Source organism: Shewanella sp. MM_2022_3, assembly GCF_022557375.1.
GTDB classification, from domain to species: domain Bacteria; phylum Pseudomonadota; class Gammaproteobacteria; order Enterobacterales; family Shewanellaceae; genus Shewanella; species Shewanella xiamenensis.
In genome coordinates this window covers 49,709-62,985 of sequence record NZ_JAKZGV010000001.1, presented here as the reverse complement: position 1 = coordinate 62,985, position 13,277 = coordinate 49,709, and the positions used below count along the sequence as shown (strand labels likewise).

At 46.4% G+C, this 13,277-nt stretch carries 10 protein-coding genes and 1 riboswitch; of the genes, 7 read left to right on the top strand and 3 right to left on the bottom strand.

Features of this window, described 5'->3' with window-relative positions; genetic code table 11:
* Window positions 1-4 precede the first annotated feature (4 nt).
* Window positions 5-1,042: a methyl-accepting chemotaxis protein gene (locus tag MMG82_RS21640; protein ID WP_347154066.1), complete on the top strand. Its 1,038-nt coding sequence runs from the start codon at window positions 5-7 to the stop codon at window positions 1,040-1,042.
* A gap of 111 nt (window positions 1,043-1,153) precedes the next feature.
* On the opposite strand, the gene MMG82_RS00310 is transcribed toward MMG82_RS21640, so the two are convergent.
* Window positions 1,154-1,642 carry a TIGR00645 family protein gene (locus MMG82_RS00310; protein ID WP_037421945.1) on the bottom strand — a complete coding sequence of 163 codons (489 nt, stop codon included), beginning with the start codon at window positions 1,640-1,642 and terminating at the stop codon, window positions 1,154-1,156.
* Window positions 1,643-2,251: 609 nt separating this feature from the next.
* On the opposite strand from MMG82_RS00310, the gene MMG82_RS00305 reads away from it, so the two are divergent.
* Window positions 2,252-2,821, top strand: a complete 570-nt coding sequence (locus MMG82_RS00305; protein ID WP_037421948.1) for a hypothetical protein — start codon at window positions 2,252-2,254, stop codon at window positions 2,819-2,821.
* Window positions 2,822-3,428: 607 nt separating this feature from the next.
* Entirely contained in the window at window positions 3,429-4,472 is a 1,044-nt protein-coding gene (locus tag MMG82_RS00300; RefSeq protein WP_241406232.1) for a DUF4325 domain-containing protein, read from the top strand.
* A 157-nt stretch (window positions 4,473-4,629) separates the two neighbouring features.
* Here MMG82_RS00300 and MMG82_RS00295 read toward each other — a convergent pair whose 3' ends face one another.
* Window positions 4,630-5,607: a class 1 fructose-bisphosphatase gene (locus MMG82_RS00295; protein ID WP_241406231.1), complete on the bottom strand. Its 978-nt coding sequence runs from the start codon at window positions 5,605-5,607 to the stop codon at window positions 4,630-4,632.
* 296 nt (window positions 5,608-5,903) lie between these two features.
* Between MMG82_RS00295 and MMG82_RS00290 the strand changes: the two genes are divergently transcribed.
* Window positions 5,904-8,195 carry a S9 family peptidase gene (locus MMG82_RS00290; protein WP_241406230.1) on the top strand — a complete coding sequence of 764 codons (2,292 nt, stop codon included), beginning with the start codon at window positions 5,904-5,906 and terminating at the stop codon, window positions 8,193-8,195.
* Between the two features lie 304 nt (window positions 8,196-8,499).
* Here the strand turns inward: MMG82_RS00290 and arcA are convergent, their stop codons facing one another.
* On the bottom strand, window positions 8,500-9,216 hold the full coding sequence (gene arcA / locus MMG82_RS00285) for a two-component system response regulator ArcA (protein WP_007644695.1): 717 nt from the start codon (window positions 9,214-9,216) through the stop codon (window positions 8,500-8,502).
* A gap of 582 nt (window positions 9,217-9,798) precedes the next feature.
* On the opposite strand from arcA, the gene MMG82_RS00280 reads away from it, so the two are divergent.
* From MMG82_RS00280 to MMG82_RS00270, 3 genes are all read left to right on the top strand, one after another.
* Complete coding sequence (locus tag MMG82_RS00280; protein WP_037430123.1) at window positions 9,799-10,233, top strand: DUF3293 domain-containing protein; 435 nt, start codon at window positions 9,799-9,801, stop codon at window positions 10,231-10,233.
* 243 nt (window positions 10,234-10,476) lie between these two features.
* Window positions 10,477-10,651, top strand: a riboswitch (Lysine riboswitch).
* Between the two features lie 143 nt (window positions 10,652-10,794).
* On the top strand, window positions 10,795-12,150 hold the full coding sequence (lysC, locus tag MMG82_RS00275; RefSeq protein ID WP_241406229.1) for a lysine-sensitive aspartokinase 3: 1,356 nt from the start codon (window positions 10,795-10,797) through the stop codon (window positions 12,148-12,150).
* A gap of 1 nt (window position 12,151) precedes the next feature.
* Complete coding sequence (locus tag MMG82_RS00270; protein WP_241406228.1) at window positions 12,152-13,267, top strand: succinylglutamate desuccinylase/aspartoacylase family protein; 1,116 nt, start codon at window positions 12,152-12,154, stop codon at window positions 13,265-13,267.
* Window positions 13,268-13,277 lie beyond the last annotated feature (10 nt).

The following is a 13,277-nucleotide window of genomic DNA, read 5'->3' as shown; positions in this document are numbered from 1 at the left end:
TATTATGGCGCTGACCATAGGTGTGTCGTTATTTATCCGTCGCTGGTTATTACAGGCACTCGGCGGAGAACTGGCGACAACAAAAGCACTGGTACAGCTGGTTGCAACAGGAGATTTTTCGGTGAACTTTGGCTTGAAAGCGGGAGATCACGATAGCCTGTTAGCGGCATTAAGTGGTCTTATCAAGCAATTACGCAATATTATCGGTCAACAGTCGTCGATGGCAGAGCAATTGGTCGAGCAATCTGAAGCGCTTGATCATACCAGCCAACAGACACAGCACATTTTACAAAATGTGATGGATCAAACTGCCCAAGTCGCCACCGCGGTGAATGAAATGACCTCGACCTGTGAGGACATGGCTCGCAGTGCGACTATGGCCGCTAAAGCGACAAGGGACGCCGACAATGAAGCTCAAAATGGGGTAATGTCCGTCGGGCAAACGATAACAGCGATTGATGCGCTTAAACTGAAACTGGAGCAAGTCTCTGATGTGATCGGGCAGTTATCTAAACGTGGTGATGAAATCGGCGCGGTCACCGATGTGATTGGTGCTATTGCGGAGCAGACCAATCTATTGGCTTTAAATGCTGCGATAGAAGCGGCACGAGCTGGCGAAATGGGGCGGGGTTTTGCGGTGGTGGCAGATGAAGTTCGCACCCTTGCTAGCCGCTCTCAAGCGTCAACTCAGGACATTAATAGGCGTATTCAAGGTATTCAGCAAGACTCAGTCAACGCTGTGCAATCAATGGCGCAAAGCCGAACCGAAACAGAACAGACAATTGCCTGTTCTCAACGGGCCAATGAGGCACTAACGCGTATTAACGCCGCGGTGTCGAGCATTACCGATGTGAATGACCAACTTGCTAGCGCAACAGAACAACTGGCCGTTGTGTCGGGGACGATTAATCAGAATATGGAAAATATTGCGCAGGCGGTAGAAAACACCAATATCAAATCTTCAGAATTATCGACTGCTAGCCATCAACTGCGGAAAATGGCTAATGAGATGAAAACATCTCTGAGTCGTTTTAGGTTATAAAGGGCTGATAACTATAAATGTTGATGGTGCTGCTAAGTTAATACTAGGTTTTACCTAGGCTGGAGTGAAAGGGGCGGGAACTGATGTTCAATTCCCGCCCGTATTACATGCTTATTTGCGGGTCATTTTATCCAAATAGCCCATGGCAAAAGCGGATAACACAAAGGTGATGTGGATTAACAGATACCACATGATTTTGTCGTTATCGATGTTCTTCACATCCATAAAGATTTTCAGCAGATGGATCGACGAAATCGCCACAATTGACGCCGCCACTTTGTTTTTCAGTGAGCCTGAATCTAATTTACCCAGCCAACTGAGCTTCTCACTGTCTTCACCCACATCCAGCTGCGAGACAAAATTCTCATAGCCAGAAAACATCACCATCACAATCAAGCCGCCCACGAGGGTGATATCAATTAAAGACAGGGTCACCAGCACCAGATCCACTTCGGTCATCGTAAAAATGATTGGCAGAATATGGAAGATTTCTTGGAAGAATTTAATGCCTAAGCCGAATAACACCAGACTTAGCCCCAAGTAGATCGGCGCCATAATCCAGCGTGATGCATACATGAGTCTTTCAAATATTTTTTCCATTTGGAGTAAACCCTTAGTGGTTAAAGCACAAAAATCGAATCTATGATGCTAAAACAATAACATACTGGGTTAACGCCGCGCTATCGGCCAATCGCAAAGGCGTGAGGTATATGCGGCTAAGCCCTAGATATGGCATAGCTGATTTGGTGTTGTGGCCTTACAGCCGAGGTGAATCAAAGTCGTGGGTCTTCAACCCACACCAGACCAAAAGGGGAAAAACGCCTGTTCCCCTTTTGGCTTATTTATAAAACATGGCCCGGTGTCCCTAGCGAAGTTACATGCATTGATTAGTGGCTTCGTGCTTATTCGAAAATCACTAACGCTTCCGATGGTACATCCCCTTGATGTTAAACAGAGAGTCCGAAAGCTATCTCGGCCTCCATGCCTCGCTCACGCGATTTTCTTCAACGCCCTTCAGCAACTTCGCAGGGGAAGGTGAACTTCTGTTGCCTTGGTGTTAGCTGTTAGTCCTAAAGATTTGTGCCTGCCTATCTTTCCCCTCTCCTGTTTTTTGAATGACATTTGTCATCCGTAATTGCTGACAACTCACACTGCCGTGATTTAGCGGATGCAGGGATACTTAAGCCATACCAACAAGGAGGCTTAATCATGCAACATCAATCACTGGATCAACAACTTATCGAATACCGCCAAAAACGTGCTTTAGCTATGCCCTTATCAGGCATGATTGTATGGACGCTATTGTTTATCTTGAGTTTTATTCTGCCAGCATCGCAAATGGTGATGGCAACATTTATCGGCACGGGTTCTATTGTCTATCTTGCTATGGGAGTCTCGCGTCTTACTGGTGAAAATATCTCCTTCAAGAAAAGCACTGATCGTAATTGGTTTGAGACTGTGTTTTTGGCTGCCATGGGGATGAGTTTTTTAACCTTTAGCATCAGTATTCCCTTTTTTATGGAAAACTATTTAGCCTTGCCCTTCGCCCTCGCCGTGCAAACAGGATTAATGTGGTTGGTTTTCGGCGTGTTAGCGGCGCAAAAGGTGGCGATTGTACATGCAATTGTGCGCACTGTGGCTTGCGTGGCTGCCTTTATGTTGTGGCCTGAGTTGAGTTTCCAGCTTCAACCTTTGATTGTGGTGGTATGTTATGGTTTTTCGATTCCACTCATGGAACGTCGTTGGAAGATTCAGCAAAATCTTTGTGTTGCAAGTTAGTCTTTCGGCCTTACGGCCGAGGTAGGTCAAAGTTGTGGGGGGAATCCCACACTTGTTTATGTGGATGTAAAGTCATTGCGGCCTTACGGCCGAAATAAATCAACGTCGTGGGGCTTCACCCCACCCCCGATAACAATGCTGGTTTGTTTAGCGTTTGAATTGGCAAGGTTATCGCTGTAAGTATGTGAGTCATTGCGGCCTTACGGCCGAGGTGAATCAAGGTCGCGGGGCTTCGCCCCCCTGATTTTTTAATAAAGAGTCGACCAAGAGGGGATCAACAGCAATCCCCTCTTGGATCTCCCTTGCCGCCCCCAACGGAGTTGAAAGCCCCTTGTGCTCATAGCCAAATTTGCTATCGCTTCCGAAGGATGCGTCCCTGCACCTGCGAAAGCTAGCTCGCCATCCATGGCGAGACTCACGCAATTTGCCTATTCGCCCTGCGGCAACTCCGAGGGGAGGTGAACTTCTGTGAACTCGGCGTTTGCTGTTAGTCTCAAAAGAGTTACGCCTTTCCCATATTTCCTAGTGTTGTTTACTATAATTTAAATTGACAAAAAAGATGTAAAAGTTGACAATTGTGTGTGTTTGTCAATTTTTAGGGGGGTATATGCGAGCAGTTACTAAGCGTACTGAAAAAATCAGAAGTCAAATCTTAAGAGATGTGATACGCCATCCCAATGATATTGCTTCACATATTTCCGATATTTTTGGGATTAGTCGGCAGGCGGCAAATAACCATTTAAAGACTTTGGTTGATACCGGTTGGTTGGTTGCTCATGGAACTACTCGCAATCGCACCTATACACTTGGTATAAAAAGAGAGAACAGTGTCTCAGTATCTTTAAAAGGTAACGTCTCTGAAAGTGATATTTTTTTTACTCACTTTGCAGCCATTGCTGAAGGTCTCAGTAAAAATGTAGGTGACATTGTTTTTTATGGTTTCACTGAGATGGTGAACAACGCGATTGATCATTCACAGGGTACTAGTTGCTATATTCACATGCTTAGAAATCAAGATGAAATAAAAATTAGTATTTTAGATAATGGTGAAGGGATTTTTCGGCGAATAAAACGCTTAAAAGACCTTCCAGATGAAAAACAAGCCATTTTAGAATTAGCTAAAGGGAAGCTTACTACAGACCCAAAAAATCACTCTGGGCAAGGTATTTTTTTTACATCAAGAATGTTTGATAAATTTGCAATTTCTTCAGGCGAATTGTATTTCAGCCATAACCACGAAAGTGAACTTGATGTATTAATGGATAGTGATGCCACTGGCGAAATGGATTATGGGACCTACGTTTCAATGAGTATTTCATTAAATTCAACGCGAACGGATACAGAGGTTTTTGAGAAATTCACAGCAGGTGAAGATAATGATTTTGCTTTTAATAAAACCATAATCCCCGTAGCATTAGCTAAATTTGGCAATGAACAACTGGTGTCGCGCAGTCAAGCAAAACGCTTGTTAACTCGTATTGAGCATTTCCAGTTTGTATATTTTGATTTCGCTGGTATTGATAGTATTGGTCAAGCATTTGCTGATGAAATATTTAGAGTTTATAAACTGCGTCACCCAGAGATTTCATTAAGCTATAGTAATGCAAATCAAGATGTAACTAATATGATTACACGTGCTATTGCATCTTAATGGGTGATGTTGTTCATAATTCTTTGTTCTCTCGATCTTGATTTACTTCGGCTATAAGGTTGCATGAAGAGAAAGCCACTGTGGTTAGTGGCTTTTATCATAAAAAAATCAAAGCTTAAGCGATTCGGCTTAGTCTAAATCAGGTTCTTCGCGCTCTTTATTTACGAGAATCCGAACCATGGTAGCTTAGGCAAGCATCCACTTCATTGGCGCTACCAAGGATAACCGCAACGCGTTGGTGAATTTGCGTTGGTTGAATATCCAGAATGGTTTCATAACCGGTAGAGGCTTTACCGCCAGCTTGCTCGACTAACAAGGCCATTGGGTTGGCTTCGTACATTAAACGCAGCTTGTATGGCTTTTTCGGATCTTTATTGTCGGTTGGATAAGTAAAGATACCGCCGCGAGAAAGTACGCGGTGTACGTCGCCCACCATGGCGGCAATCCAACGCATGTTAAAGGATTTTTCGCGCGGGCCAATTTTGCCTAGCAGTAAATCGGCGATATAGGTCTGCATTGGCGCTTCCCAAAAACGTTGGTTCGACATGTTAATGGCGAACTCTTGGGTGTCTGGGCTGATGCTCATGGCCGCGTTGGTCAGTAAAAATTCGTTGGTTTCTGGGTGCAGGGTAAAGAGTTGCACACCTTGGCCTGTGGTGAGGGCGAGCATGGTTGATGGGCCGTAGAGCACATAACCTGCGGCTAACTGATTGCGGCCAGATTGCAAAAAGCTCGTTTCAGTTAACTCGCCACCTGGAGCGGGCAGGACAGAGAAAATGGTGCCGACCAGCGAGTTGATATCAATATTCGATGAACCATCTAAAGGGTCGAAACACACCAGATATTGACCATTGGCGCTGACTTCAACCACATGATCTTCTTCCTCAGAGGCGAGGCCGCGCACTGTACCGTCGGCTTTTAATGCATCTTTGAGCATATCGTTGGTGATGATATCCAGTTTCTTCTGGGTTTCACCTTGGACGTTTTCCTGTTCGGTCGCGCCTAACACGCCGGCTAAGGCACCGTGACGCACGGCATGGCTGATGGCTTTGGAGGTGTCGGCTAAGGTCAAAATCAGTTGCGCGAGGGATTCGTTCACTGCCTTTGAGGTTAAGTGCTGGGCAAGAGTCTGCATGTTAGGTCCTTTAGGGGTTCAACATTGAGGTCAATTTCATTATTTGCCGCGAATAATAACTCAGTTAGTCGACAATTTCAGCGATGTTGCTGCGGGTTTTAATCAATTTAAGCCAAGAGGGTTATCCCTTTGTGCAAGACTGAGTGGGTTATCTTGAAAATTAAGCTAACTTAAGAAGTTTGCCTGCTAATTTGTATCTGTATATTGCCTGCGCTTTTTATTTAGGCTGTGCCTTGGCACAATGGCGGCAGTTTTTCATCGTCCATCAAGGGCGAATATGCTTCCAAGGAATAATAATGACTAAAAATGGGTTAGCTTCTTCCCTGCGCTCGGTGACATTGGGCGCCTCATCCCTACTGATAGCGAGTCAACTGGCCATGGTTTCTAGCACGATATTTACCCCCGCCTATGCACTTGAGGGCGGCACAACGCCGCTGACTATCGAGCGCATGAATGCGTCTCCAGCCTTGGCGGGTACGAGTCCCCGTGGATTAAAGTTATCCCCCGATGGCCAAAGGGTGACTTATCTGGCGGGACGTAAAGATAACCAAAACTTTTACGATCTCTGGCAAATGGATGTGAAGACGGGCGAATCTAGCCTGTTGCTGAATGCCGATAAGTTGGCGAGCAATGAACTGTCCGATGAAGAAAAGGCCCGCCGCGAGCGCCAACGTATTTATGGCGACGGCATTATGGAATATTTCTGGGCGGACGATAGCAAGGCACTGTTGATCCCCGCCTCGGGTAATCTGTATTACTTCTCCTTAGCAGATAACAGCGTCAGCCAACTGCCGATAGGCGAGGGCTTTGCCACCGATGCGCGCCTATCGCCCAAGGGGAATTTTGTGTCCTTCGTGCGGGATCAAAATTTGTATGTGCTTAATCTTGCAACGAAAAAGCTTGAGGCCATGACTACAGACGGTGGCGGCGCGATTAAAAATGCCATGGCGGAATTTGTCGCCCAAGAAGAAATGGACCGCATGACGGGTTACTGGTGGGCGCCCGATGAGTCAGCCATCGCCTTTACCCGTATCGATGAGTCTGGCGTTGAGTTAGTCACCCGCAACGAAATCTACGCCGATGGCATTAAGCTTACCGAGCAGCGTTATCCGGCGGCGGGTAAAAACAATGTCGAGATCCAACTGGGCGTTGTGACCCTTAATAATAAAGCCATCAATTGGGTCACCTTAAGCGATGATAAAAACAAGGATATTTATCTGCCTCGCGTCGATTGGTTGCCGGATAGCAAGCATTTATCCTTTCAATGGCAGAGCCGCGATCAACAAAAATTAGACCTGCAACTGGTGGCGCTCGATGCGCTGACCAAGCCGAAAACCTTAGTCAAAGAGCGCAGCGATGCTTGGGTGAATCTAAACAACGACCTGCACTTCTTAAAGCAACAGTCGGCCTTTATTTGGGCATCGGAGCGTGACGGCTTTAATCATCTGTATTTGTTTGACCTAAAAGGTAAGCTGAAGACGCAACTGACCGAGGGCAATTGGGCTGTCGATGAGCTGGAATATATTGATGAAACCGCAGGTTGGGTGTATTTCACCGGCCGTAAAGATACCCCCATCGAAAAGCATCTTTACCGTGTGCCGTTAGCGGGTGGCAAGGTTGAGCGCGTGAGCCGCGAGGCGGGGATGCACGATCCGGTATTTGCCGATAGTCAAAGCGTGTATCTTGATTATTTCAATAGCTTATCTCAGCCGCCGCAGATCAGTTTACACGGCGATAAGGGCCAACATTTGGCGTGGGTGGAGCAAAACCAAGTCAAAGTGGGTCATCCTCTGTATGACTATGCAGGCCTGTGGCAACTGCCTGAGTTTAAAGAGCTAAAAGCGGAAGACGGACAAGTCTTGCAAACGCGTCTCTTTAAACCCGTGCCCTTCGATGCGAGCAAAAAGTACCCCGTAGTCGTGCGCGTATATGGCGGCCCACATGCGCAATTGGTGACCAATAGCTGGAGTGAGCAGGATTACTTTACCCAATACTTAGTGCAGCAAGGTTATGTGGTATTTCAACTGGATAACCGTGGCAGTGCCCACAGAGGCACTCAGTTTGAGCAAGTTATTTACCGTCACTTGGGCGAAGCGGAAGTGAACGATCAAAAGGTTGGTGTCGATTACCTGCGCAGCTTGCCCTTTGTCGATAGCAACAACGTGGCGATTTATGGCCACAGTTACGGCGGTTATATGGCCTTGATGAGTTTATTTAAGGCGCCGGATTACTTTAAGGCGGCGATTTCGGGCGCGCCCGTCACCGATTGGCGCTTGTACGACACTCACTACACCGAGCGTTATCTCGCTCATCCCGCGAATAATGAGCAGGGTTACGAAGCCAGTAGCGTGTTCCCCTATGTGAAAAACTATCAGTCGGGGCTATTGATGTACCACGGTATGGCCGACGATAACGTGTTGTTTGAAAACAGTACTCGCGTTTATAAGGCGTTGCAGGACGAAGGCAAACTGTTCCAGATGATTGATTATCCTGGGTCTAAGCATTCGATGCGCGGTGAGAAAGTGCGTAATCACTTATACCGCTCGCTGGCGGATTTCCTCGATAGACAGCTTAAAAGCGGCAAATAACTCAGCGTTAGGTTGGCATTTATATCAGACTGGTATTTATGTCAGAGTGGCGTTTTTTAAAAGAGTGGGGCAACATCCCCACTCTTTTTTATTTTGTATGATTCTGAGTTAAGCCTATTTATTTAACAGTACGCTGCTTAGTTTAATCACAACACACTCAATACTTATCTGGCGCTCAATATTCCAGTTCACTGAGTTGTAATTTGGATTTCCAGTTTGCTTTAGCTAAAACCTTTTTTGCAGAGATAAAAAAACCAGATCCTAGGATCTGGTTTTTTATGGCGTTCAAACGGTAAGTTGAAGATTAGTCTTCTAAGTTACCGCAGAAACGGTAGCCTTCACCGTGAATGGTAGCGATGATTTCTGGCGTATCTGGCAAGCTTTCGAAGTGCTTACGAATACGACGGATAGTCACGTCAACAGTACGGTCGTGTGGCTTTAACTCACGGCCAGTCATCTTCATCAGTAGATCGGCACGAGTTAAGATTTTGCCTGGGTTTTCAACAAAGTGCAGCATAGCGCGGAATTCGCTACGTGGCAGTTTGTAAGATTCACCCTGTGGGCTGACGAGAGAACGGCTGTTGATCTCTAGGCTCCAATCGTTAAAACGATAGTATTCTACAGAGCTCTTTTCTTCGACTTCATTGCCTGCGCTATTAACACGAGTCAGAAGGTTGCGAGCACGAATCGTCAATTCACGAGGGTTGAACGGCTTGGTAATATAATCGTCCGCGCCAATTTCAAGTCCAAGGATTTTGTCGACTTCGTTGTCACGGCCTGTTAAGAAGATCAGACCGATGTTGTTGATTTCACGTAATTCACGTGCCAACAACAGACCGTTTTTACCTGGTAGGTTAATGTCCATAACCACGAGGTTAATTTTGTTTTCCTGCATAGCCTTATGCATTTCTGCGCCATCATTGGCCTCAGTTACCACATACCCTTCTGCCTCGAAAATACTTCTTAGCGTGTTACGGGTAACGGCTTCATCTTCAACGATCAGAATGTGCGGATTTTGCATATTAAGTACCTAAATTTTAACCAATATTCTAACCATAAGAATCACTTACATCGGATTCTTATATTCATAAAATGTTGATACTTCCACTTACTGCTCTGTGCTTCAAAGGGAAGATCTTCACGGCTACACGTCAGGATGTATATAAGTGAACGTTTAAAGTGTAATACGATAAAACGTAACCAGTATCAACTTCGATAAGCAATAGTTAAAAATAGTTCCTTAACTATTGTTTTTTTTAAAATGTTTAAATGATAAATCAAATGTAGAACACATTTTAAAAGATGTCTGGCCAGCATAAGGTGATTTCGCAGAGGAATCTAACAAACCCTTGTCAAGATTAAGCAAACTTAATGTTATCTGCTTAACTGGCCAATGACGACATTGTACTCGTTTTAGGCATTTGTTAACAAATGAAATGTTAACAAATTTCAGGCTGAGACGCTGATTTACCATGATATTTACTTTAGTCATTGATTAGTATAACTAATGTATTTTTAATTCTTGTGAGCCAGTTCACGCCTCTTTGGATTTTTTAGGCTCTCTGTTAAACTAGCGCGGGTTCATTTTTCGACTAGACTACCAATGGACAACATGACTCAAGATTTGTGGCAGCATTATCAAACGCCGTTGTTTTTGCTTACTCAAGCATTATCCTGTGATTTTTCCTTTGCTGTAATTACCGCCCATAATCCCGCTTCAACCCTCCTCACTCCCAGCCAAAACCGATTACTCGACCGCCAACTTCTACGTGAAATTGAATTATTAGGCAGTCCCTATCGTGCACTGATTGGGGCATCGCCAGATTTATCCCATATGGAGAAGAGCTGGGCCGTGTTTATTGATCGCAGCATGGCCTTGCAGTTGGGAAAAAAGTTTAATCAATACGCTATCTACATGGTGGAACAGGGCGAGGTGAGTTTAGTGCCTTGTACTTTAGCCGGGCAAACAGAGGTGTGTTTAGGTCGATTTAACGACTATGTGCGTTTGGTTTATGAGCTACCGGACTTGGTCACCTAACCGCGATTGACGCTTTTAATCGCTCCTCTGGCTAAGCTTTGCTGCTCTCACGGCAAGGCTAGTTTGTTTTTCTTCTTTGCTAGATCTGATTGATTTTTCCCTATTCTCATTTGGCATGAGTCGCAAACGTTTTAAATTCCCATTGTTTTTAAATGCGTTTATTGAATTTGTATATAGTGTGTGAAATTAGCATTGACTTCATTAGGGGTTTATTGCTACTTTTTTCGTCCCTTTCCGGCGGAAAGGAACAGAAGAGGAGCGTTAACTAGGTAGTCAGTCAGAGGAGCACAAACTCCAGCGATGATTGATGAGGGAGATTAACGCCGAGGCATAGATATGGTTGCTGCATGTTTATGTCGGTCGCTTAGGCTGAATCCTAACGATTGTCACCTGTAATTGGTGGAGAGCTTCTGGTGACGATTGCTGTTTCCCTTCTATTGGGGTGCGTATCATTGAGCACCAGGCTCTTCGAACGAAGTTAGTTCGGAGCGTAATCATGTTAGTTAATCAATATCTTATCCTAGTTTGTGCCGTGTCTTCTGCTTCTGCGGAGGTGCGCTAATGTCCCTTGTTGTCGCAAAATTTGGTGGTACTTCAGTCGCTGATTACGGTGCAATGAATCGCTGCGCCGATATCGTACTGAGCAATCCCGATTGCCGTTTAGTGGTGGTTAGCGCCTCCAGTGGCGTGACGAACCTGTTGGTTGAACTGACCCAAGAGTCAATAAACGACGATGGTCGCTTACAACGATTAAAGCAAATTGCGCAGATTCAATACGCTATCTTAGATAAACTGGGTCGCCCTAACGATGTTGCTGCCGCATTAGATAAGCTGTTAAGCCGTATGGCGGTATTAAGCGAAGCGCTGGCGTCCCAGCGCAGTAAGGCCACCATGGATGAGTTATTGTCCCTTGGCGAGCAGTGTTCGTCGGCATTATTTGCGGCGGTATTGCGGGAAAAAGGCGCTAACTCGAGTGCCTTTGATGTGCGCCGTGTGCTGCGAACCGACAGCCATTTTGGCCGCGCCGAGCCACAGGTTGAGCAAATTGCCTCTCTCTCTCGTGAGCATTTACTGCCGCTGTTATCTGAACAAGTGATTGTGACTCAAGGCTTTATTGGTTCAGATGAGGCGGGACAAACCACTACGCTTGGCCGTGGCGGTAGCGACTATTCTGCGGCACTGTTAGCCGAAGCCTTAAAAGCCTCTGCGGTTGAGATTTGGACCGATGTGGCCGGGATTTACACGACCGATCCGCGCCTCGCGCCAAACGCCCATCCGATTGCCGAAATCAGTTTTAACGAAGCCGCTGAAATGGCGACCTTCGGTGCCAAAGTATTACATCCTGCGACGATTCTTCCGGCCGTGCGCCAACAAATTCAAGTGTTTGTCGGTTCAAGCAAGGAGCCTGAAAGGGGTGGCACTTGGATCCGCCATCAGGTTGAAGATGCACCCGTGTTCCGCGCGGTGGCGCTGCGCCGCGACCAGACGCTACTCAATCTGCACAGCCTACAAATGCTGCATGCACAGGGCTTCTTGGCTGAAACCTTTGCCACATTGGCAAGACACAAGATCAGTGTGGATTTGATCACTACCTCCGAAGTTAACGTATCGCTCACTCTAGATAAAACCGGCTCCGATTCAAGCGGGCAAGGTTTATTAAGTGAAGCGTTGCTGCAAGAATTATCGCAACATTGCCGCGTGCGCGTGGAGGATGGTTTAGCATTGGTGGCGATTATCGGTAATCGTATCGCTACGACTGCGGGTATTTGTCGCCGCGTGTTTGAAGTGCTCGAACCCCATAATGTGCGGATGATCTGCCAAGGTGCCAGCCCGCATAACTTGTGTGTGTTAGTAGCCGAATCCGAAGCGGCACAAGTGGTTAAAGCGTTGCACGAAAATTTGTTTGAAGGCGTTTAGTATGTTGCCGACAACATCGTCTCTGCAAATTGGGGAGCTTGCCGCAGGGCAGGCTCTGACGCTGCCGATTTATCACTTCAAGCCAAGTGGTCACGTATCTGGCCCTAAAGTGTATATTCAGGCTAATGTCCATGGCGCTGAGGTGCAAGGCAATGCGGTGATTTATCAATTGATGAAACAGTTGGAAAATTGCCACATCTTAGGTGAGATTACCTTAGTGCCCTTGGCTAATCCGCTGGGGATTAATCAAAAAAGCGGTGAGTTTACATTGGGGCGTTTTGACCCTATCACTGGCGTAAACTGGAATCGTGAGTACTTAAATCACGCGATAGATTTACCCGCTTGGTACAGCGAGCATGCCGAGCTTAGCGATAGCGAACTTATTCAAGCATATCGCAGCACCTTGATTGAAGCTTGCCAGCAGCGGTTACGTAATGATTGGGGTGTGACCACGGGCCACAGATTGGCGGTTAGCTTACAGGCTATGGCCCATGCGGCGGATATAGTGCTCGATCTGCATACTGGGCCTAAATCCTGTAAACATTTGTATTGCCCTGAATATGATATTGCCGCGGCGCAGTTTTTCACGATTCCTTACACACTGGTGATCCCCAATAGTTTTGGTGGCGCAATGGATGAGGCGGCATTTTGTCCTTGGTGGCAATTGAGTGAAGTGGCAAAAGCGCAGGGGCGGGATCTCAATATCGCCGTTTCAGCTTTTACCTTGGAACTGGCGAGCCAAGAACGCATTTGCCTTGAGGATGCTTTAGTCGATGCTAAAGGCATTTTGGCCTATTTAAGCCATCGAGGGGTGATTGCCGAGCAAGTGGAACCCGTTAATATGCCGCGTTTTGGCTGTTATCTTAAGGATTACAAAAAGTACCATGCGCCTATGGCGGGCTTGGTGGAATATGTGGCGCCCGTGGGAGAGCCGCTTGCAGCGGGTGAGACCTTAGTCAATCTGCTGCGACTCGACTTATATGGCAGTGCGCAGGAGCTGACGGCACTCAGTTTGCCGCAGGATTGTGTGCCTATACTCCATTTTGCCTCGGCGTCGGTGCATCAAGGCACAGAGCTCTATAAAGTCATGACCAACCTGTTTGAATTGCCGTATTAACGGCAATCTG

Coding starts and splice junctions, on each gene's coding strand:
- MMG82_RS21640 (WP_347154066.1), top strand. CDS start 5: ATGGCGCTGACCATAGGTGTGTCGTTATTTATCCGTCGCTGGTTATTA.
- MMG82_RS00310 (WP_037421945.1), bottom strand. CDS start 1,642: ATGGAAAAAATATTTGAAAGACTCATGTATGCATCACGCTGGATTATG.
- MMG82_RS00305 (WP_037421948.1), top strand. CDS start 2,252: ATGCAACATCAATCACTGGATCAACAACTTATCGAATACCGCCAAAAA.
- MMG82_RS00300 (WP_241406232.1), top strand. CDS start 3,429: ATGCGAGCAGTTACTAAGCGTACTGAAAAAATCAGAAGTCAAATCTTA.
- MMG82_RS00295 (WP_241406231.1), bottom strand. CDS start 5,607: ATGCAGACTCTTGCCCAGCACTTAACCTCAAAGGCAGTGAACGAATCC.
- MMG82_RS00290 (WP_241406230.1), top strand. CDS start 5,904: ATGACTAAAAATGGGTTAGCTTCTTCCCTGCGCTCGGTGACATTGGGC.
- arcA (WP_007644695.1), bottom strand. CDS start 9,216: ATGCAAAATCCGCACATTCTGATCGTTGAAGATGAAGCCGTTACCCGT.
- MMG82_RS00280 (WP_037430123.1), top strand. CDS start 9,799: ATGGACAACATGACTCAAGATTTGTGGCAGCATTATCAAACGCCGTTG.
- lysC (WP_241406229.1), top strand. CDS start 10,795: ATGTCCCTTGTTGTCGCAAAATTTGGTGGTACTTCAGTCGCTGATTAC.
- MMG82_RS00270 (WP_241406228.1), top strand. CDS start 12,152: ATGTTGCCGACAACATCGTCTCTGCAAATTGGGGAGCTTGCCGCAGGG.